20 protein-coding genes are annotated in these 19569 nt (G+C 56.3%); 9 read left to right on the top strand and 11 right to left on the bottom strand.

The genetic code is table 11. The features are described from left to right. Positions 1 to 92: 92 nt before the first annotated feature. Positions 93 to 962, bottom strand: a complete 870-nt coding sequence (locus SHM7688_RS04510) for a ribokinase (RefSeq protein ID WP_058238782.1) — start codon at positions 960 to 962, stop codon at positions 93 to 95. Positions 963 to 1140: 178 nt separating this feature from the next. On the opposite strand from SHM7688_RS04510, the gene mutS reads away from it, so the two are divergent. Further along, positions 1141 to 3756 carry a DNA mismatch repair protein MutS gene (gene mutS / locus SHM7688_RS04505; RefSeq protein ID WP_058239007.1) on the top strand — a complete coding sequence of 872 codons (2616 nt, stop codon included), beginning with the start codon at positions 1141 to 1143 and terminating at the stop codon, positions 3754 to 3756. A gap of 110 nt (positions 3757 to 3866) precedes the next feature. Here mutS and SHM7688_RS04500 read toward each other — a convergent pair whose 3' ends face one another. Together SHM7688_RS04500 and hrcA are read right to left on the bottom strand one after the other, a co-directional pair. Continuing rightward, positions 3867 to 4427, bottom strand: a complete 561-nt coding sequence (locus SHM7688_RS04500; RefSeq protein ID WP_058238781.1) for a nucleotide exchange factor GrpE — start codon at positions 4425 to 4427, stop codon at positions 3867 to 3869. Between the two features lie 9 nt (positions 4428 to 4436). Beyond that, positions 4437 to 5501: a heat-inducible transcriptional repressor HrcA gene (hrcA, locus tag SHM7688_RS04495; protein WP_058238780.1), complete on the bottom strand. Its 1065-nt coding sequence runs from the start codon at positions 5499 to 5501 to the stop codon at positions 4437 to 4439. 116 nt (positions 5502 to 5617) lie between these two features. Between hrcA and rph the strand changes: the two genes are divergently transcribed. From rph to SHM7688_RS04475, 4 genes are read left to right on the top strand one after another with little or no spacing between them, the layout of a single operon-like run. Then, on the top strand, positions 5618 to 6334 hold the full coding sequence (gene rph, locus SHM7688_RS04490) for a ribonuclease PH (protein WP_058238779.1): 717 nt from the start codon (positions 5618 to 5620) through the stop codon (positions 6332 to 6334). Next, the gene (rdgB, locus tag SHM7688_RS04485) at positions 6331 to 6942 is read left to right on the top strand and encodes an RdgB/HAM1 family non-canonical purine NTP pyrophosphatase (protein ID WP_058238778.1); all 612 of its coding nucleotides are present in this window, start codon (positions 6331 to 6333) and stop codon (positions 6940 to 6942) included. The genes rph and rdgB overlap by 4 nt, the downstream gene beginning before the upstream one ends. Next, positions 6935 to 8092, top strand: a complete 1158-nt coding sequence (gene hemW / locus SHM7688_RS04480) for a radical SAM family heme chaperone HemW (RefSeq protein ID WP_058238777.1) — start codon at positions 6935 to 6937, stop codon at positions 8090 to 8092. The genes rdgB and hemW overlap by 8 nt, the downstream gene beginning before the upstream one ends. Continuing rightward, on the top strand, positions 8093 to 8446 hold the full coding sequence (locus SHM7688_RS04475) for a YbaN family protein (RefSeq protein ID WP_058238776.1): 354 nt from the start codon (positions 8093 to 8095) through the stop codon (positions 8444 to 8446). Here SHM7688_RS04475 and SHM7688_RS04470 read toward each other — a convergent pair. From SHM7688_RS04470 to SHM7688_RS04440, 7 genes are all read right to left on the bottom strand, one after another. Then, positions 8436 to 9329, bottom strand: a complete 894-nt coding sequence (locus tag SHM7688_RS04470) for a ParB/RepB/Spo0J family partition protein (protein ID WP_058238775.1) — start codon at positions 9327 to 9329, stop codon at positions 8436 to 8438. The genes SHM7688_RS04475 and SHM7688_RS04470 overlap by 11 nt on opposite strands. Before the next feature lie 12 nt (positions 9330 to 9341). Beyond that, complete coding sequence (locus tag SHM7688_RS04465; RefSeq protein WP_058238774.1) at positions 9342 to 10151, bottom strand: ParA family protein; 810 nt, start codon at positions 10149 to 10151, stop codon at positions 9342 to 9344. Beyond that, positions 10129 to 10767: a 16S rRNA (guanine(527)-N(7))-methyltransferase RsmG gene (gene rsmG / locus SHM7688_RS04460; protein ID WP_058238773.1), complete on the bottom strand. Its 639-nt coding sequence runs from the start codon at positions 10765 to 10767 to the stop codon at positions 10129 to 10131. Before rsmG ends, SHM7688_RS04465 begins: the two co-directional genes overlap by 23 nt. Beyond that, positions 10767 to 12629 carry a tRNA uridine-5-carboxymethylaminomethyl(34) synthesis enzyme MnmG gene (mnmG, locus tag SHM7688_RS04455; protein WP_058238772.1) on the bottom strand — a complete coding sequence of 621 codons (1863 nt, stop codon included), beginning with the start codon at positions 12627 to 12629 and terminating at the stop codon, positions 10767 to 10769. The genes rsmG and mnmG overlap by 1 nt, the downstream gene beginning before the upstream one ends. 23 nt (positions 12630 to 12652) lie before the next feature. Next, the gene (gene mnmE, locus SHM7688_RS04450) at positions 12653 to 13951 is read right to left on the bottom strand and encodes a tRNA uridine-5-carboxymethylaminomethyl(34) synthesis GTPase MnmE (RefSeq protein WP_058238771.1); all 1299 of its coding nucleotides are present in this window, start codon (positions 13949 to 13951) and stop codon (positions 12653 to 12655) included. 10 nt (positions 13952 to 13961) lie between these two features. Further along, positions 13962 to 15233, bottom strand: a complete 1272-nt coding sequence (rho, locus tag SHM7688_RS04445; protein ID WP_058238770.1) for a transcription termination factor Rho — start codon at positions 15231 to 15233, stop codon at positions 13962 to 13964. A gap of 122 nt (positions 15234 to 15355) precedes the next feature. Beyond that, on the bottom strand, positions 15356 to 15805 hold the full coding sequence (locus tag SHM7688_RS04440) for a CopD family protein (protein WP_058238769.1): 450 nt from the start codon (positions 15803 to 15805) through the stop codon (positions 15356 to 15358). A gap of 426 nt (positions 15806 to 16231) precedes the next feature. Between SHM7688_RS04440 and SHM7688_RS04435 the strand changes: the two genes are divergently transcribed. From SHM7688_RS04435 to dnaQ, 4 genes are read left to right on the top strand one after another with little or no spacing between them, the layout of a single operon-like run. Continuing rightward, a complete protein-coding gene (locus SHM7688_RS04435; RefSeq protein ID WP_058239006.1) occupies positions 16232 to 16831 on the top strand; it encodes a Maf family protein in 600 nt (199 codons plus the stop codon). Continuing rightward, on the top strand, positions 16828 to 17661 hold the full coding sequence (locus SHM7688_RS04430; protein WP_058238768.1) for a shikimate dehydrogenase: 834 nt from the start codon (positions 16828 to 16830) through the stop codon (positions 17659 to 17661). The genes SHM7688_RS04435 and SHM7688_RS04430 overlap by 4 nt, the downstream gene beginning before the upstream one ends. Next, positions 17658 to 18266 carry a dephospho-CoA kinase gene (gene coaE, locus SHM7688_RS04425; protein WP_058238767.1) on the top strand — a complete coding sequence of 203 codons (609 nt, stop codon included), beginning with the start codon at positions 17658 to 17660 and terminating at the stop codon, positions 18264 to 18266. Before SHM7688_RS04430 ends, coaE begins: the two co-directional genes overlap by 4 nt. Continuing rightward, positions 18259 to 18996 carry a DNA polymerase III subunit epsilon gene (dnaQ, locus tag SHM7688_RS04420; protein ID WP_058238766.1) on the top strand — a complete coding sequence of 246 codons (738 nt, stop codon included), beginning with the start codon at positions 18259 to 18261 and terminating at the stop codon, positions 18994 to 18996. The genes coaE and dnaQ overlap by 8 nt, the downstream gene beginning before the upstream one ends. Positions 18997 to 19035: 39 nt before the next feature. Here the strand turns inward: dnaQ and secB are convergent, their stop codons facing one another. After that, positions 19036 to 19527, bottom strand: coding sequence for a protein-export chaperone SecB (gene secB, locus SHM7688_RS04415; protein WP_058238765.1), 492 nt, complete (start codon positions 19525 to 19527; stop codon positions 19036 to 19038). Positions 19528 to 19569 lie beyond the last annotated feature (42 nt).

Below are 19569 nucleotides of genomic sequence, written 5' to 3'. Positions count from 1 at the left end.
GATGTTTCAGGGGGCTTTGCCCCCGTCACAGCAGGCTGTGACTCCCCCAGGATATTTGGATCAAGAGGAAGAGAAGCGGTGACAGACCCGGATCAGAACCGAGCCTCTGTCACCTCTTTAAGATCTGGGATCACATCAGCGGTGCCGTGCCGGGTTACCATCAGGGCCGCAGCGCGCATGGCAAGGGTTATGGCCTGTGGCATCGGCAGGCCGCGATCGCGGGCAGCCAGCACATAGCCGGTGAACGTATCACCAGCGCCGGTAGTGTCCAGCGCGGTGACCGGAAAGGCCGGGAAATCCTGTCTTTTGCCCTTGTGGAGCCAGCGCGCACCTTTCCCGCCAAGCGTGATGATCACATCTGGCACGCCCAGTTGCTCTGGTGTCTGTCCGGTGGCTTCTTCTAACTGTGTGGCTTCAACTTCATTGAGGATCAGGAAATCAAGAAACGGCAAAACTTCGGTGACGGCGGCGGCCTCAAAAGGTGCAGCAGCATAGGCGATATAGAGATCAAGATCGCGCGCCATTTTTGCGGCTTTACGCTGATTTAGGGTCTCATTTTGCATCAGAAGCGTATCACCCGGGCTGGCCTCTGCAAGGGCTCCGGCCAGAGTGGTCTGAGGGATCGCATGATTGGCTCCCCGCAGCAGCACGATGCTGTTTTCGCCCGCCTGATCCACCGTGATGATGGCCTGCCCGATTGGCGTATCAGGCAAACCGGCAATGTGGCGGGTATCGACGCCAAATTCCATCAGCCGCTCCTGTGCCCAGAGCCCATCATGGCCAACCGCACCAATGTGCACTGCATGGGCCCCGGCGCGAGCGGCGGCCACGCTCATATTGGCCCCTTTGCCCCCCAGACCACGTGTGAAGCTGCTGGCGGCAAGGGTTTCTCCAGCCTGCGGCAGATGGGGCACGTGATAAAAGAGATCGGCATTGATGGAGCCAAGATTGTAGATCGCCATTCTGTTCCTGCCTGCTGACTGTGCGCGGCCAATGCACCAAAATCGGCTTGCCTTGTCCATCCTCAAAGCGGTCTGGGCGTTTTGCGCTTTTGTTTGCAGGGTCGAGTTTGCTATCTGAAGAGAACCAAACCTTGGGGGGTTCTGAGCAGTGAAAGGCGACAAGCCAGCCGTCACGCCGATGATGGCGCAGTATCTGGAGATCAAAGCGCAATATCCGGATGCGCTTTTGTTTTATCGGATGGGTGATTTCTATGAGATGTTCTTTGACGACGCGGTGGCGGCGGCAGAGGCGCTTGATATTGCACTGACCAAACGCGGCAAGCACAGTGGCGAAGATATTCCCATGTGTGGCGTGCCCCATCACGCCGCAGAAGGCTATTTTCTGACTCTGATCCGCAAGGGCTTTCGGGTGGCGGTCTGTGAACAGCTGGAAAGCCCGGCGGAGGCCAAGAAGCGCGGCTATAAAGCGGTGGTGAAGCGGGATGTGGTGCGGCTGGTGACGCCGGGCACGTTGACCGAAGACAGCCTGTTGGACGCGCGGCGACATAATTTTCTGGCCGCTTACAGCGTGGTGCGCGACGAGGCTGCGCTGGCCTGGGCGGATATTTCCACCGGGGCCCTGCATGTGATGCCGCTGGCACCGGTGCGGCTGGCGCCGGAACTGGCGCGGCTGGCGCCAAGTGAGCTTTTGGTGGCGGAGGGATCTGAGCGAGATCTGGCCCCGATTGTGGACGATATGGGGGTGCCGCTGACCGCTGTCTCACGGGGAAGTTTTGACTCTGTTACAGCGGAAAAACGTGTATCCGCGCTTTTCAAAGCCTCCTCGCTGGAGGCCTTTGGCACATTCACACGGCCCGAAGCCGGGGCGCTTGGGGCGATTGTCGATTACCTTGAGCTGACGCAGAAGGGCAAGCTGCCACTGTTGCAGGTGCCTGTGCGGGAAGCCACGCAGGGTGTGATGCAGATTGATGCGGCCACGCGGCGCAATCTGGAGCTTACTGCCAGCCTGTCAGGCGGACGGGCCGGATCGCTTTTGGCCACGATAGACCGGACGGTGACCGCCGGGGGCGCACGGCTGCTGGAGCAGCGGGTGTCTTCGCCGTCGCTGCGGCTGGCCACCATTCAGGGGCGGCTTGAAAGCGTGTCCTATATGGTTGCGCATCGCAGCGAGGCCAGTGATATCAGAGAGGCGCTGCGCAAAGTGCCGGATCTGGACCGGGCCTTATCACGCCTGTCACTGGATCGCGGCGGGCCACGGGATCTGGCCGCCATTCGCAACGGGCTTGGCCAAGCCGGAGAGCTGGCAGAACGGGCCTATGCCGGAGAATTGCCAGATGAGCTCACGGCGGCGCGCGGGGCGATCCAAGGGCATGAGGCTTTGCTCACCCAGCTGGAAGATGCGTTGATTGCGGAGCCGCCTCTTTTGGCGCGCGACGGGGGCTTTATCGCGCCCGGATTTGACCCGGAACTGGACGAAAGCCGAGAGCTGCGCGATCAGGGGCGCGGCGTGATTGCCGGGATGCAGGCGCAATACAGCGAACAGACGGGCATTGCCGCACTGAAGATCAAGCACAACAATGTGCTGGGCTATTTCATCGAGACCACCGCCAAACATGCGGATGCGATGATGTCACCGCCGCTGAATGAAACCTTTATTCACCGTCAGACCACGGCCAATCAGGTGCGCTTTACCACCGTGGAACTGAGCGAGATGGAAACCAAGATCCTGAATGCCGGAAACCGGGCGCTGGAGATTGAAAAGCGGCTCTATGGAAGCCTGAAACACGCCATTTTGGACTGTGCCGGGGCTGTGGCTGCCGCCGCGCGAGGCTTGGCGGAATTTGATCTGGCGACGGCGCTGGCAGAGCTGGCCGCAACAGAAAACTGGACCCGTCCAGAGGTGAATGAAAGCTATGATTTTGCCATTGAGGGCGGACGGCATCCGGTTGTGGAAGCGGCGCTGCGCAAGTCTGGCGATCCTTTTGTGGCCAATCACTGTGATCTGTCGGGGGGCGATGCGGCGAGCATCTGGCTTCTGACCGGTCCGAACATGGCCGGTAAATCAACCTTTCTACGGCAGAACGCGCTGATAGCGCTCTTGGCGCAGATGGGCAGTTTTGTGCCTGCGGATCGGGCTAAGATTGGCCTTGTGAGCCAGCTTTTCAGCCGCGTGGGCGCGAGTGATGATCTGGCGCGGGGACGCTCCACATTTATGGTGGAGATGGTGGAAACCGCCGCAATCCTCAATCAGGCCGACGACCGCGCGCTGGTGATTTTGGATGAGATTGGCCGGGGCACCGCGACCTATGATGGTCTGTCGATTGCCTGGGCGACATTAGAACATCTGCATGACGTGAACAAATCGCGTGCGTTGTTTGCCACGCATTACCATGAGATGACACAGCTGGCCGGGAAGATGGCGGGCGTGGACAATGCCACCGTTTCTGTGCGCGAGTGGGAAGGCGAAGTGATCTTCCTGCATGAGGTCACACAGGGGGCCGCAGATCGCTCTTACGGGGTGCAGGTGGCGCAGCTCGCAGGATTGCCTAAAGCGGTTGTGGCGCGTGCGCGTGTGGTTCTTGAGGCGCTGGAAAAAGGCGAGCGAGAGGGCAAGACACAGAAGGCGTTGATTGATGATCTGCCGCTTTTTGCCGCCGCCCCACCGCCGGTGGCAGCGCCACCCAGTGGGCCGTCTCCGCTTCAGGAGAAACTGGCGGAGATTTCGCCAGACACGCTAAGCCCGCGCGAGGCGCTCAACCTGATTTATGAGTTGAAGGATATGGCCGACGGGTGATGCCCGCTGTCTACGCGAGAGGCGCTTTTTCAGATCGGCAAGAAAAAAGCCTCCGAGTTTTTCGGAGGCTTTTATATTTTGTCCGTCAGCCGCTGATTAGGCAGGGATGCTTAGGCCGGGGTGGAGCTCACACCCACCTGTGCGGGGCGCAGCAGGCGATCATGCAGCATGAAGCCCTGAGCAGAGACCTGAATGATGTCGCCCGCCTTTGTGCCGGGCACAGGCGCTTCAAACATGGCTTCGTGCACGTTTGGATCAAACTTGTCACCCACTTCAGGGGAGATCATCTCGATGCCATGTTTGGAGAAGGTTTTCAGCAGCTCACGCATGGTCAGCTCGATGCCTTCGATCAGCGCGGAAGAGGCCGCTTTCTGTTCTTCTGTGATGGATTCAACTGCGCGTTTCATGTTGTCAAACACAGGCAGCATGTCGCGGGCCAGCTTGGAGCCGCCATATTGTTCGGCATCCCGGCGGGCTTTGTCGCCGCGCTTGCGGGCGTTTTCAGCATCGGCCAGCGCGCGCATCCAGCGGTCTTTCAGCTCATCACGTTCGGCGCGCAGCTCATCCAGCTCTATCGCCTCATCTGCGAGCTCATCCAGGCTCTGGGCAAATTCTTCCGCTTCGGCTTCTGCGATGTCATCCAGAAACTCATTGTCTTTGGGCTCTGCCATAAGTCACCTCTAACCGCGGTCGGTGATCAATTTCCCGACCAATTGTGCCGTATAATCCACTATCGGCACGATGCGTCCATAGTTCAGGCGCTTGGGTCCAATCACACCCACAGCACCCACGATCTTTCGATCAGCGTTCATATAGGGAGACACCACCAAAGAGGAACCCGAAAGTGAAAAAAGTTTGTTCTCAGAGCCAATAAAAATGCGCACGCCGTCGCCCTGCTCTGCCAAATCGAGAAAATCAGCAATGTCTTGTTTACGTTCGAGGTCATCAAACAGGCTGCGGATGCGCTCCAGATCCTGTTCTTCCTGATCTGTGCCCAGAAGATTCGCCCGGCCCCGGACAATCAGACGCTCCCGCTGATCACCTTCGTCTGCCCAGAGCGCGAAGCCGTTTTCCACCAGATCCGCGGCCAGGCTGTCGATCTCCTGACGGCGTTTGGTGATCTCTTCTTTCACTGCGCTGCCCAACTCGCTCAGCGTGCGGCCCTCGGCAACGGCATTGAGGAAATTGGCCGCCTCGCGCAGGGAGCTTGGGGTTTGGCCAGCAGGTGGCGTGAAAAGCCGATTTTCGACATGTCCGTCTGCAAAGACCAAAACAACAAGCGCGCGATCATGGGCCAGAGAGACAAACTCAATATGTTTGATCGGTGCCTCATGTTTGGGTGCCAGCACAAGAGACGCCCCCTGTGTCACCCCCGACAGTGCGGTAGAGACGCGATCCAGCATGTTGGAGACATCCGCATCCCCCTCCTCCAGCGTGGCGTCAATACGCTGGCGATCGCCTTTGTCGAGATCGCCGACCTCCAGCAGACCATCGACAAACATCCGCAACCCCTGCTGTGTCGGCACACGCCCAGCCGAGACATGTGGGCTGTCCAAAAGACCGAGATATTCCAGATCCTGCATCACATTTCGGATGGTCGCGGCACTGACTTTCTCTGAAAGCGTGCGTGTCAATGTGCGGGAACCAACCGGATCACCGGTTTCAAGATAGCCCTCGACCACGCGCCGGAACACCTCGCGGCTGCGCTCGTTCATGTCCTGAAGAATTTTGCTGCTGTCTGTCATTCGCCCGTGCCTTTGTCTTCTCAATAAAATAGCCTCAAAGGCAAAGGTCAATCGGGGTTGCGTCCGACCTTGCGCGGCGGGTATCCCCAGCCCAAACCAATAAAGGAAATTTGCCCATGCGTCCCTCTGGCCGTCAGCTCAATGAAATGCGTGAAGTCTCCATCGAAACCAATGTGACAAAACACGCCGAAGGCTCCTGTTTGATCAAGATGGGCGACACCCATGTGCTCTGCACTGCGTCGCTTGAAGCCCGTGTGCCGCCCTTTATCAAAGGCTCCGGTCTTGGCTGGGTGACTGCCGAATATGGCATGCTGCCCCGCTCCACCTCGTCGCGGATGCGCCGCGAAGCCACCTCTGGCAAGCAAGGTGGCCGGACTGTAGAAATTCAGCGCCTGATCGGCCGCAGCCTGCGCGCTGGTGTGGATCGTGTGGCTCTGGGCGAGCGTCAGATCACGGTTGATTGTGATGTCATTCAGGCCGACGGCGGCACGCGCTGTGCCTCCATCACCGGTGGCTGGGTGGCGCTGCGTCTGGCGGTGAACAAACTTCTGAAAGCAGGCGATATTACCTCTGATCCGCTGATTTCTCCCGTGGCTGCGGTGTCTTGCGGCATCTATGCCGGTCAGCCGGTGCTGGATCTGGACTACCCGGAAGACAGCGAAGCCGGCGTGGATGGCAACTTCATCATGCTGGCCAATGGGCAGATGATCGAAACGCAGATGTCCGCAGAAGGCGCCACCTATTCCCGTGCGCAGATGAATGAATTGCTGGATCTGGCCGAAAAAGGTGTGGCCGAACTTGTGGCGGCACAAGAGGCAGCGGTTGCCGCATGACCCGTAAATTCACGGATAAAAAGCTGCTGATGGCGACCCACAACAAAGGCAAGCTTGAGGAGATGATCCATCTCCTTGAGCCCTTTGGCGTGAGCGTCATTGGCGCGGCCGAGATGGATCTGCCGGAGCCGGAAGAGACCGAGGACACCTTTGTCGGCAATGCCCGTATCAAGGCGCATGCAGCGGCGCAGGCCACCGGCCTCCCTGCCCTGTCTGATGACAGCGGCATCACCATTGACGCGCTCAATGGCGCGCCGGGCGTGTATACTGCCGACTGGGCAGAAACCGGCAATGGCCGTGATTTCACCATGGCGATGACGCGTGCGCATAATGAGCTTGAGGCGATCAACGCCCCACATCCCCGTTTGGCACAGTTTCGCTCTACGCTGGTTCTGGCCTGGCCTGATGGGCATGATGAGGTGTTTGAAGGCGTGGCCCCCGGCCATCTGATCTGGCCTCTGCGGGGCAAGGATGGCTTTGGCTATGATCCCATGTTTGTGCCCGAAGGCCATGATGTGACCTTTGCGGAAATGGACCGCTGGGAAAAGAACAAGATCAGTCATCGCGGCCGCGCGGTGAAAGCCTTTGTGGCCGGTTGTTTTGGCTGAGGATTGGCAAAACGGGGGCTTTGGCCTGTATATTCACTGGCCGTTTTGTCAGGCCAAATGCCCCTACTGCGATTTCAACAGCCATGTGAGCCGTGAAATCGATCAAAACCGTTGGATGCGCGCCTATCTGCAAGAACTGGATCGGGTGGCGGCGCTCACCTCCGGTCGCGTTTTAAATACTGTTTTCTTTGGTGGTGGCACCCCAAGCTTGATGGACCCGGATGTGGTAGCCGCCATTCTGGAACGCGTGTTCAAGCTCTGGCCCAGATCCAATGACATGGAAATCACGCTTGAAGCGAATCCGGGATCTGTTGAAGCAGGGAAATTCGCCGCGTTTCGCCAAGGCGGTGTGAACCGCATTTCGATGGGCATTCAGGCGTTAAATGATGCGGATCTGCGCCGTTTGGGGCGCATTCATTCCGTTGATGAGGCCAAACAGGCCTTTGATATCGCGCGTAAAACCTTTGATCGTGTGAGTTTTGACCTGATCTATGCGCGACAGGATCAAACCTTGCAGGATTGGCAAGCAGAGCTGCGCGAAGCGCTTTCCATGGCGATTGATCACCTCTCTCTCTATCAACTCACCATTGAACAAGGCACGACCTTTGGTGATCGGTACAACCGTGGCAAGCTGCGCGGATTGCCAGAGGATGATCTGGCGGCGGATATGTATGAGGTGACACAGGAGATCTGTGCTGCGGCAGGTATGCTGCCCTATGAGGTGTCCAATTACGCGGCGGTTGGATCGGAATCCCGGCACAATCAAATCTATTGGCGCTATGGCGATTACGCAGGGATTGGCCCCGGTGCCCACGCGCGCCTGACTTTAGATGGCCAGCGGCATGCGATTGAAACATGGCGCAATCCAACCAAATGGTTGGAGGCGGCAGAGGCCGGGACTGGTGAAAACCTGAAAGAACAGATTGATCTGCAAGACCAAGCTGCGGAGTTTCTGATGATGGGGCTGCGTTTGTCAGATGGGGTCGATCTGAGGCGGTATGAAGCTTTGTCAGGCACTCGCCTTCGCGGGGCGCGTGTCGAAGGGCTGCAAGAGCTAGGCCTGATTGAACTCTCTGCTCAGCAGCTTAAGGTGCTTCCGCAGGGACGAATGGTTTTGAACTCTGTCCTGGCTGAACTCTTGGTGGATTAGATGCGTGCACTTTGGCTCATTGGTGGGTTGCTCTCTGTGGGATTGGCCCTGATCGGTGTGGTTTTGCCACTTTTGCCAACAGTGCCATTTCTCTTGCTCGCGGCCTTTTGCTTTGCCCGATCTTCAGAGCGGCTTCACGCGTGGCTTTTGTCCCATAAGACCTTCGGACCCATGATTGCTGACTGGCATCGCAGCGGTGCCATTCGCCCCAATGCAAAAAAGGCGGCCACCGTGTCGATTGCCGCCGTTTTTGGGATTTCTTTGATTGTTGGTGTCAAAACCTCGGTTTTGATCATTCAGGCCGTGGTTTTAAGCGCGGTACTTTTTTTCATCTGGACGCGCCCTAATTCGTAGACGTCAAAATCCGGCACAATTCATCCAACTCATCAAGTGTTTGATAAGTAATCGTAATTTTCCCATTTTCGCCGCCAGAGACATGATCCACGGCAACTTTCATGCCTAAGTTCGCCGAAAGATCGCCCTCTAGCGCGACTGTATCGGCGTCCTTACGTGTCTTTGGTCGAGATTTTTTATTTTGCTCGACGAGAGAGCCTGTTTTTTTCGCCAGTTTTTCTGTCTGGCGCACGGACAGACCGTCTTTCACAACTTTGCGTGCCAGATCAGAGGCATTTTCGGAGGTCACCAAAGCGCGCGCGTGGCCAGCAGAGAGCTGGCCTTCTCGCAACATCGACTGCACATCATCCGGAAGATTGAGCAAGCGCATCAGGTTGGCGATATGGCTGCGGCTCTTACCAAGGGCCTCTGACACTTTCTCCTGCGTGTGACCAAACTTCTGCATCAGTTGGCGATAGCCCATCGCCTCTTCAACCGGGTTCAGATCAGCCCGTTGAATGTTTTCGATGATCGCAATTTCGAGCACTTCGGTATCATCGTATTCTCGCACGATGATGGGCAGCTCATGCAGCTTTGCCATCTGAGAGGCGCGCCACCGGCGCTCACCGGCGACAATTTCATAGCGGTCGTTCGCTTTTTTCCGAACGATCAGCGGCTGAATGACGCCTTTTTCCCGAATGGAATTGGCCAGATCATCGAGCTGTTCCGGCGTAAAGTCGCGCCTTGGCTGATCCGGATTGGGCTCGATCCGTTCAATTGGCACCACAAGATCGGCGCGCCGCGGAGCCTCTCCAGCCTCCTGGCGGGTTTTCTCTTCGGTCACATCCGCCATCAATGCGCTGAGGCCGCGGCCGAGGCCACGCGGTTTTTTCTTATCTGCCATTTGGAGCCTCCCTTAAGCGGCGAGCTTTTTATTTTTCACAAGCAATTCTTTCGCGAGCGCACGATATGCCACTGCTCCCTTGGAGGTGGAGTCATAATCCAAAACCGCTTGCGCATAGGATGGGGCCTCTGACACCCGCACATTTCTTGGAATTTTGGTATCAAAAACCAATTCACCCAAATTGTCGCGTGCATCCTGCTCCACCTGTTGTGACAGGTTGTTGCGCGCATCAAACATGGTCAGAACAATGCCCTCAATGCGGAGACTGGAATTCGCTGTCTGACGGACTTCGCGCACGGTCAGCATCAGCTGAGACAAACCTTCAAGCGCAAAAAACTCACTTTGAAGCGGGATCAGAACAGAATGCGCGGCGATCATGGCATTGACCGTCAAGAGATTCAGGGATGGTGGGCAATCGATGAGGATATAATCAAAGCCATAATGATCCATTGCGGTTTGGCGCAAGGCATCATGCAGCAAGAAACTGCGCTTTTCGTTGGACATCAGTTCGATATCTGCCGAGCTGAGATCTACCGTCGCCGGGACGATCATCATATTCTCAGACTCTGTTTTCTGAATGACGTCTTCCAGCTCAACTTCACCCGTCAGCAAATCATAGGTCGTGTTATTGCGATCCTCGACCTCCACACCGAGCCCTGTTGAGGCGTTGCCTTGTGGATCGAGATCGACCAAAAGCACGCGACACCCCTCCTCGGCGAGGGCTGCGGCGAGGTTGATAGCGGTGGTGGTTTTGCCCACGCCGCCTTTTTGATTGGCGACAGCGATGATCTTGGGGCCCTTAGGGCGTGTGGGATCCGACACGTTTAATCTCTCCGACCTTCAGGATGACCGCTTCAGGGTCCGTAATACTTTTTACCACTTGGCATTCAAATGACCACGATTTCTGAGCCGTTTCGACCTCTTTTTCCCAACGTGCGCCTTTTGGGAACACGGCTTGACCGGATGCCTTCAAATGCCGCTCTGCAAAATCAAACAGAAGTGAGAGATCGGCCAGCGCACGGGCGGAAAGCACATCTGCATTCTGTGGCGTGGCTTTTTCAATACGCTCGGAGATCACTGTGGCCTGCACCCCAGTTTCGCGCAAAACCGTGCGTAGAAAAGCACATTTGCGTTGATCGCTTTCGATCAATGTTACTTTTTTAGGAGCCTCTGGCTCCTGCTGCATAAGGGCGATGACCAATCCGGGAAAACCTCCCCCGCTGCCAATATCCACCCAGTGATCGGCATTGGCCGGTGCAGATTTCAACACCTGCACGGAATCCAGAATGTGCCGTGTCCAAAGATCTTTCAGCGTGGATTTGGACACCAGATTAATCCGCGGGTTCCATTTTTGCAGAAGATCCGCAAGCGTTTCCAAACGATCCAATGTTTCACGTGAAACATTCAACTGTGATTTAACGGTATCTGGACAGGACATCAGGCAGTTTTCGCTTTCTGAGCTTGACGCAGTTTGGCCAACAGCAAAGTCAGCGCCGCAGGTGTCATCCCATCAATACGCCCCGCCTGCCCCAGATTGGAGGGGCGCACCGCGTTGAGTTTGGTCTTGAGCTCGTTGCTCAGCCCATCAATCACATCAAAGTTAAAATCAGCGGGAATGGTTTGTGTCTCATCCCGGCGCATGGCCTCAACATCCCGCTTTTGCCGCTCAATGTAGTTGGCATAGAGGGCGTCACGTTCGAGTTGCAGCTGAACCTCTTCGTCCATTGCCCCAAAACGCGGATCAAGCGCTGTGATATCAGTGAAGCTGACTTCTGGGAAGGCGAGCACCTGAAAAGCGGTACGGCGATTGCCATCCTGATTGACCGCGATTCCGGAGGCTTTGATCTCTTTGGGCGTAAAGCCTTTCTCTTCCAACATGGCTTTGCCTGAGGTGAGTTTCTCCAATTTGTCGGAGAAGGCAGCTTTACGTGTTTCCCCAATAAGTCCCAAATCAAGCCCAATTGGCGTCAATCGCTGGTCTGCATTATCCGCGCGCAACGACAGGCGGAACTCGGCGCGTGAGGTGAACATGCGGTAGGGTTCTGTCACCCCGCGCGTGATAAGGTCATCGACCATCACACCAATGTAGCTGTCAGAGCGGCTGAAGTGATGGGGATCCCGCCCCTGCGCGGACAAGGCCGCATTGAGACCGGCAACCAGCCCCTGTGCCGCCGCCTCTTCATATCCGGTCGTGCCATTGATCTGCCCGGCCAAGAAGAGACCGGGCACGGATTTCACGCCAAGTTCTGCATTGAGCGCGCGCGGATCAATGTAGTCATACTCAATGGCGTAGCCCGGCTGCACAATTTCCACATCTTCAAGGCCGTACATTGAGCGCACATAGGCCTCCTGCACATCTACGGGCAAAGAGGTGGAGATCCCGTTTGGATACACCGTGTCATCATCCAGACCTTCTGGCTCAAGAAAGACCTGATGAGACTCCTTATCCGCGAAACGCACGATTTTATCTTCGATGGATGGACAATACCGTGGCCCAACCCCGTCGATATGGCCGCCATACATGGCAGAGCGATCAAGGTTCTCGCGAATGATCTCATGCGTTTTGGGATTGGTATGGGTGATGCCACAGGCAATTTGCCGCGCGAGGGGGGCTTTGTTCAGGAAAGAGAAGACAACCGGGTCTTCATCGCCGGGCTGGCTGGCCAACAGATCCCATTTGATGGTCTTGCCGTTCAGGCGCGGTGGCGTGCCAGTTTTCAAGCGGCCCAGAGGCAGGCCAAAACTGTCAATGCGCTCGGCCAGCTTGACGGAGGCCTCATCACCCATCCGCCCGCCAGGACGCGAGACATCGCCAATGTGAATGACACCGCGCAAAAAGGTGCCTGTCGTCAGGACGACGGCATGCGCAGAAATTTCGGAGCCATCTGCAAGGATCACGCCGCGCACGGCCTGCCCTTCCATACGGAAATCCGTGGCTTCGCCTTCGACAATTGTCAGATTTGGTGTGGCTTCGATCTCTGCCAGCATCTCTGTGCGGTAGATCTTGCGATCAGATTGCGCGCGTGGGCCTTGCACCGCCGGGCCTTTGCGGCGGTTGAGCAGGCGAAACTGAATACCGGCTTTATCCGCGATGCGGCCCATCACACCATCCAGCGCATCCACTTCACGCACCAGATGGCCTTTGCCAAGGCCCCCAATCGCCGGGTTACAGGACATGACGCCAATGCCGGATTTTTTCAGCGTGATAAGCGCGGTTTTTGCACCCATACGCGCAGCCGCGGCGGCAGCGTCCGCTCCGGCGTGTCCGCCGCCCACAACAATGACGTCAAAATGTTTCACGTGAAACACTCCTCAAGTTTGATCTATTTTCCGATGCAGAAGCTCGAAAAGATCTCATCCAATAGGTTCTCTACATCGACATGGCCGACGATGGAATCAAGAGCACGAATCGCGCTGCGCAGTTCTTCGGCACCGATATCATAGTGATCCGGCCCCAAAGCGAGAATGGCCCGTCCGGCATCAAGCGCATCGGAAGCCCGCTTCATCGCAATGCGATGGCGTTCGCGGGTTGCCACACCAGAACGACCAGCCTGTTCCGAGAGTTTTTCTGTGATCTCTGAAACCAGCTCAGACACACCAAATCCGGTTTTGCCTGAAATCGCGTTCTGCGGATCTGCCAGCATATCGGCCTTGGCAGATCGGATCACATCATCAGGCAAAGGGGTGAAATCCAGCTCTTCGCCCTCAGATTTCAGGAACACACGCAGATCTGCGGCCTCAGCCCGTTCCCGCGCACGCTGAATGCCGATGCCTTCGACGTGATCATCCGTTTCGCGCAATCCAGCGGTGTCGAGCAGGGTCACCGGAAGGCCATTCAGCTCCATACGGACTTCGATCACATCGCGCGTGGTGCCAGCATATTCAGAGGTGATCGCCGCTTCGCGCCCGGCAAGTGCATTGAGCAAAGTCGATTTGCCGACGTTGGGCGCGCCAAGAATAGCAACTTCAAATCCGGTGCGGATACGTTCGGCTGTGTCTACTCCGGTAATCTCTGTATCGAGTTCCGCGCGCACACCAGACAAAAGCGCTGTGACCTCTGGGGTCACATCAACGGGGACATCTTCGTCAGCAAAATCAATGGTGGCTTCGATCAGAGCTGCCGCGCGGATCAGGTCAGTGCGCCATTTGCCCGCGAGTTCCCCAAGATCGCCAGACAAAACCCGCAAGGCTTGCCGACGTTGCGCTTCGGTCTCTGCATCTATCAGATCGGCTAGGCCCTCGACCTGCGCCAGATCAAGACAGCCATTCTCCAAAGCGCGGCGGGTGAATTCGCCCGCTTCGGCCAGGCGCAGACCTTCCATCTCTGACAGCTCTCGCAACACCGCATTCACCACGGCGGTGGAGCCATGCAAATGCAGTTCAAGCACCTCTTCGCCGGTGAAGCTGGCTTTCTCTTCGAAATAGAGCACCAAAGCCTGATCCAGACGACGGCCCTTGGCATCTTTCAAAAGTTTCAGAGCGGCAAAACGGGGTTTGGGCAAAGCCCCAAAGAGCGCTCTGCCCGCCTCCGCCACGCGGGAACCGGACACACGAACGACAGCGACCCCCGCTTTACCGGGGGCCGTGGCTAAGGCAAAAATTGTGTCAGGCACATAGGCCATGTCACGTTCCTTAGGTGTTCATCGAGTCAAAGAACTCGCCATTGGTTTTGGTCTGCTTGAGTTTGCCAAGCAGGAATTCGACAGCATCGGTTGTGCCCATCGGGTTGAGGATACGACGCAGCACGAAGGTCTTCGCCAGGTCGCCCTTGTCGACCAGCAGGTCCTCTTTGCGGGTGCCGGATTTGAGAATATCGATCGCCGGGAAGACACGCTTGTCTGCCACTTTACGGTCGAGCACGATCTCAGAGTTACCGGTGCCTTTGAATTCTTCGAAGATCACCTCGTCCATGCGCGAGCCGGTGTCGATCAGCGCGGTGGAGATGATGGTGAGCGAGCCGCCCTCTTCGATGTTACGGGCCGCACCAAAGAAACGCTTGGGACGTTGCAATGCGTTGGCATCCACACCACCGGTCAGAACTTTGCCAGAGGATGGCACGACAGTGTTGAAGGCACGACCAAGTCTTGTGATCGAATCCAACAGGATCACAACATCTCGTTTGTGTTCCACCAGACGTTTGGCTTTCTCGATGACCATTTCAGAGACCGCAACGTGGCGTGTGGCCGGTTCGTCAAAGGTGGAGGAGATCACCTCGCCTTTTACCGAACGCTGCATATCGGTCACCTCTTCAGGGCGTTCATCGATCAGCAGAACGATCAGATAACACTCCGGGTGGTTGGCCTCGATGGAATGTGCGATGTTTTGCAGCAGCACGGTTTTACCGGTGCGCGGCGGCGCCACGATCAGGGAGCGCTGTCCCTTACCAATTGGGGCCACAAGATCAATCACACGGGCGGAGCGGTCTTTGATGGTGGGATCTTCGATCTCCATCTTCAGACGCTCATCGGGATAGAGCGGTGTGAGGTTGTCAAAGGCGATCTTATGCTTGGCCTTCTCTGGGGCCTCAAAGTTGATCTGAGAGACACCTGTGAGGGCAAAGTAACGCTCGTTGTCGCCAGGGGCTGTCATAACCCCATTCACGGTGTCACCCGTGCGCAGAGAGTACTGACGGATCATGTCTGGGGAGACATAGATGTCATCCGGGCCCGGAAGATAGTTGGCCTCTGGGGAGCGCAGGAAGCCAAAGCCATCCTGAAGCACTTCCAACACACCATCGCCGGAGATTTCCCATCCATCATCTGCGCGTTCGCGCAGAATTTGGAACATGATCTCACCTTTGCGCATGGTGGAGGCGTTTTCGATCTCCAGCTCTTCGGCCATCGCCAAGAGATCTTTCGGGCTTTTGGCTTTCAAATCGCCAAGCGCGAGCTTTTCTTGTGTCATGGAAATATCCTGTGCTGCCCGAAATGGGGGCAGGTCATGTGCTCTTTATATGGAAGACACTTAGCCCGGACGGGCCAGTTGGCGCTTCTTCTAAGCCAAATGGAGGGCTTGAGTCAAACCCCTTAGAATTTGACGACGACGGACAGGACAATGATCACCATGAGCAGCGTCGGCACTTCGTTCATCATTCGGTACTGACGACCGGTCAGCGTATTTTCATTGCGACCAAACTTTTTGCGCATCTGCATGAGCCAGTGATCATAGGCTGTCATGGAAATCACACTAAAGGCTTTGGTGTAGGGCCAGACAGAAGACCAATCAACAATACCAGGGGTGAAGACAAGCGTCAGACCGGCGAGCCATGTGGCAATGCTTGCTGGGCTCATGATGTAGCGCTGAAGTTTGAATTCCATGATCTTCAGCGTTTCATCAAGTTGATCCCCCTTCTCTGCTCTTTCTGCATGATAGACGAAGAGCCTCGGCAGATAGAACAGACCAGCCATCCAGCTCATCACTGCCATGATATGGAACGAGAGAACGTAGGGATAAATATCTACGAGAAAGTAGCCCATGGCGAAGTGTACCTCGGTTTTGGGTGCGCGCCCTGTCTGAGCCTCTCTAATAAAATAAATATATATAGAAAAGGATGATGATTTAGTTGGGAGGACAAAACCTGTGGATTATCGAGTCCTCCCATGAGTTACGCACAAGGGGATAGAAATTCGGAAGGATTTTCAGAAATTTGGACAAAAGTTAAAAGTTGTTAACGTTTTCAAGCAGATCGAGAAAAAATGACAGATTTATGAGTGTGGATAACTGTGAGGATGGATTTGTATGTGGATGATTCCTCCCCTGAAAAAAGTTTTCCTCATCCACGGTGCAGGAAAACGGGGGATCTTCGTGAAGTGGCAGGGTGTTTCCCCAGCTTGCAAATTTCCACAGAAGTTTCCAGAAAGGACTCCAAAGATGTTCCTTCCCTTCTCCACGGATTTATCCACATGCCCGCCCCCTTGATTCTTGCATCAGGCTCCGAGATACGTGCTCAGCTCCTATCTAAATCGAATGTTGGTTACGAAATCATTAAAGCGCGTGTGGATGAGGATATGATTCGCCGCTCTTTGCAGGCGGAGGGAGCCTCGCCACGCGATGTTGCCGATGCGCTGGCCGAGGCCAAAGCGCGGAAAGTGAGCCTCAAACATCCAGAGGCTTTGGTGCTCGGATGTGATCAGGTGCTGGATTTTCAGGGCACGATTTTTTCCAAACCGGCCAGTGTGGAAGATGCGCGCAATCAGCTTCTTTTGTTGCGGGGCAATCGCCATATGCTTTTGTCTGCGGCGGTGATCTATCAAGGGGGCGAGCCCTTGTGGCGGCATGTGGGGGTGGTGCGTTTGCAGATGCGCCAATTCAGCAACGACTTTCTTGAGGACTACCTGACGCGCAACTTTGACAGCATTCGCCATTCCGTTGGCGGCTATAAGTTGGAAGAAGAAGGCGTGCGGCTGTTTGACAAGATTGAAGGGGACTACTTCACTGTGCTTGGGATGCCGCTTTTGGAAATACTGTCTTATCTGACCTTGCGGGGAGATCTACCAACATGAGCCTGCCATCTATTCCTCTGGCTGGTGTGATCGGACACCCGATTGCCCATTCCAAATCACCTTTGCTGCATGGGCACTGGCTGAAGACTTATGGCATTCCTGGGCACTATGTGCCGTTGGAAGTTGAGGCTGATGCGCTTGGGGATGTGTTAAAAATGATGCCGAAGATGGGGTTTGTGGGCTGCAATGTCACCATTCCGCACAAAGAGCATGTGGTGCAATATGTTGATCAGATCACCGATCGGGCCACTTTGATTGGCGCGGTCAACACGCTGATCTTTCGCCCGGATGGTGGCATTCTTGGCGACAACACCGATGGCTATGGGTTCATTGAAAACCTGCGCCAAGGGGCGCCTGAGTGGGATGCTGCGGCGGGGCCTGCGGTGGTCTTGGGTGCAGGCGGCGCAGCGCGTGCGGTTGTGGCCTCTTTGCTGGATGCCGGAGCGCCGGAGATCCTTCTGACCAACCGCACCCGGATTCGCGCGGACAATCTGCGGGAAGACTTCGGGGCGCGGGTCAAAGTGGTGGAATGGGTGCAGGCTGGCAATATTCTGGAAGAAGGCGCCACGCTTGTGAACACGACCTCTCTGGGCATGGCTGGGAAATCAAAACTGCGCGTTCCGATGGATGGGCTGCGCAAGGAAACGGTTGTGACAGATCTGGTTTATACGCCGCTGATCACAAGCTTACTGAAAACGGCGCAGGAGGCTGGCTGTGTCACGGTCGATGGTCTGGGCATGTTGCTGCATCAGGCGGTGCCGGGTTTTGAACGCTGGTTTGGCCGGCGTCCTGTGGTGGATGACGCTACCCGTCAGGTGGTGCTGGGATGAGCGAAAAAAGACGCCCATTTTTGCTTGGGCTGACGGGCTCTATTGGTATGGGCAAATCCACGACGGCGCAGATGTTTGTCGATCTGGGCTGTGCGGTGTGGGATGCGGATGCGGCGGTGCATCGGTTGTATCATGTCGGTGGCGCAGCGGTCGCCCCCCTTGCCGAAGTCTTACCGGAAGCGATTGAGGATGGCGCCGTGTCGCGGGAGCGGCTGAAGGCAATGATCAGTGCGGATGCGGCTGTTTTGAAAACCATCGAGCGCATTGTGCACCCTCTTGTGGCGCAGGACCGTGCCGCATTCATTCAGAACGCCACTGCGGAGATTCTGGTTTTTGACATCCCGCTTTTGTTTGAAACCGGGGGCGATGGTGCCATGGATGCGGTGGCCTGTGTGAAAGTTGCGCCAGACATTCAACGTGCGCGGGTTTTGGCGCGAGGCACGATGAGTGAGGCGCAGTTTGAGCAGATCCTCGCCAAGCAAATGCCAATCGCAGAGAAGATCGCACGCTCTGACTATGTGGTGCACACGGACACGCTTGACCAAGCGCGTGTGCAGGTGGAGAAGATCGTCAACACCATCAAAGAGGGCGCGGATCATGCGTGAAATCGTACTCGATACGGAAACCACCGGGTTTGATCCATTTTCTGGCGACCGGATTGTCGAGATTGGGGCGCTGGAACTCTATAATCATCTGCCAACGGGGGAGACATATCACGTCTACATCAACCCGATGCGCAATATGCCAGCTGAGGCTTTTGGCGTGCATGGGATCGGGCCGGATCTGCTGGACAGCCCACGTGAAGCGCAGCCCGGTGAGGTGACGTTGAAAGACAAGAAGGTCTTTGCGGCCCATGGGCAGGGGTTTTTGGATTTCATTGGCAATGACAGCAAGTTGGTCATTCACAACGCGAAATTCGATATGAAGTTCCTGAATGCAGAGCTGAGCTGGATGAACCTGCCGCAGATCCCGATGGAGCGGGCTGTGGATACGCTGGAAATGGCGCGCACCAAATTTCCCGGCTCCCCCGCCACGTTGGATGCGCTGTGTCGTCGTTTTGGCATCGACAACTCATCGCGGACTTTGCACGGCGCGCTGTTGGACTCCGAAATTCTGGCAGAGGTCTATCTGGAGCTGATTGGTGGTCGCCAGCCGGATCTGGTGCTGGCCTCTGGTGGCGCCGGACGCAGTGCCGGTGGTGCGGCACAGGATGACTGGCGACCAAGCGCACGCCCTGCGCCGCTTCCGAGCCGGATCACCGCAGAGGAAGAAGCACGTCATAAGGAATTTGTGGAGAAAATGGGCGAAGACGCCCTATGGGCCAAGCTGGGTTAGGCCAGAGTGGCGCCGCCCCAAAGGGCAGCGCCGATCGTCTTAGTTGACTGCAGGCTGTGCGCCCTGCTCCGCGGCGCGGCGCTGAAGCTCGGCGCGGTAGAGCGCGACAAAGTCGATGTTTTCCAGGTTCAGCGGTGGGAAGCCGCCATCGCGTGTCACATCAGAAACGATGCGGCGCACGAATGGGAAGAGCATGCGTGGGCATTCGATCAGCAGGAAGGGGTGCAGTTGATCTTCTGGCACGCCTTCGATGTGGAAGACACCGGCGTAGTCGAGTTCAAGAATGAACATCTCACCGCCGTCTTCTTTGTTTTTGGAGGTGATGTTCAGCTTGATGGACACTTCAAACTGATTGTCCACAGTGCGTTTTTTGGCGTCAAGGTTGACCTGAACCTGAACGTCTGGCTGTGGGTTTGCGGCGGAGCCTTTTTGAGCCAGAATATTCTCAAAGGACATGTCACGCACAAATTGGGTCAGCACATTCATTTTAAGCTGAGGCGCCTGCGCTGCACCGTTTTCGTTTTCCGCCATGGGAACTCTCCAAAAAATAACGTTTGGCCTGCTTTAACAGGT

Origin of the sequence: Shimia marina (assembly GCF_001458175.1) — a bacterium.
In the GTDB taxonomy this organism is placed as follows: Bacteria; Pseudomonadota; Alphaproteobacteria; order Rhodobacterales; family Rhodobacteraceae; genus Shimia; species Shimia marina.
Note: the sequence above shows the minus strand (reverse complement) of the source record. Positions and strands in the feature narration are given on the sequence as shown.

Bases quoted from the DNA above. Each gene is read 5' to 3' on its own strand.
- SHM7688_RS04510 (WP_058238782.1), bottom strand. From the start codon at position 962: ATGGCGATCTACAATCTTGGCTCCATCAATGCCGATCTCTTTTATCAC.
- mutS (WP_058239007.1), top strand. From the start codon at position 1,141: ATGATGGCGCAGTATCTGGAGATCAAAGCGCAATATCCGGATGCGCTT.
- SHM7688_RS04500 (WP_058238781.1), bottom strand. From the start codon at position 4,427: ATGGCAGAGCCCAAAGACAATGAGTTTCTGGATGACATCGCAGAAGCC.
- hrcA (WP_058238780.1), bottom strand. From the start codon at position 5,501: ATGACAGACAGCAGCAAAATTCTTCAGGACATGAACGAGCGCAGCCGC.
- rph (WP_058238779.1), top strand. From the start codon at position 5,618: ATGCGTCCCTCTGGCCGTCAGCTCAATGAAATGCGTGAAGTCTCCATC.
- rdgB (WP_058238778.1), top strand. From the start codon at position 6,331: ATGACCCGTAAATTCACGGATAAAAAGCTGCTGATGGCGACCCACAAC.
- SHM7688_RS04475 (WP_058238776.1), top strand. From the start codon at position 8,093: ATGCGTGCACTTTGGCTCATTGGTGGGTTGCTCTCTGTGGGATTGGCC.
- SHM7688_RS04470 (WP_058238775.1), bottom strand. From the start codon at position 9,329: ATGGCAGATAAGAAAAAACCGCGTGGCCTCGGCCGCGGCCTCAGCGCA.
- rsmG (WP_058238773.1), bottom strand. From the start codon at position 10,767: ATGTCCTGTCCAGATACCGTTAAATCACAGTTGAATGTTTCACGTGAA.
- mnmE (WP_058238771.1), bottom strand. From the start codon at position 13,951: ATGGCCTATGTGCCTGACACAATTTTTGCCTTAGCCACGGCCCCCGGT.
- rho (WP_058238770.1), bottom strand. From the start codon at position 15,233: ATGACACAAGAAAAGCTCGCGCTTGGCGATTTGAAAGCCAAAAGCCCG.
- SHM7688_RS04440 (WP_058238769.1), bottom strand. From the start codon at position 15,805: ATGGGCTACTTTCTCGTAGATATTTATCCCTACGTTCTCTCGTTCCAT.
- SHM7688_RS04435 (WP_058239006.1), top strand. From the start codon at position 16,232: ATGCCCGCCCCCTTGATTCTTGCATCAGGCTCCGAGATACGTGCTCAG.
- SHM7688_RS04430 (WP_058238768.1), top strand. From the start codon at position 16,828: ATGAGCCTGCCATCTATTCCTCTGGCTGGTGTGATCGGACACCCGATT.
- coaE (WP_058238767.1), top strand. From the start codon at position 17,658: ATGAGCGAAAAAAGACGCCCATTTTTGCTTGGGCTGACGGGCTCTATT.
- dnaQ (WP_058238766.1), top strand. From the start codon at position 18,259: ATGCGTGAAATCGTACTCGATACGGAAACCACCGGGTTTGATCCATTT.
- secB (WP_058238765.1), bottom strand. From the start codon at position 19,527: ATGGCGGAAAACGAAAACGGTGCAGCGCAGGCGCCTCAGCTTAAAATG.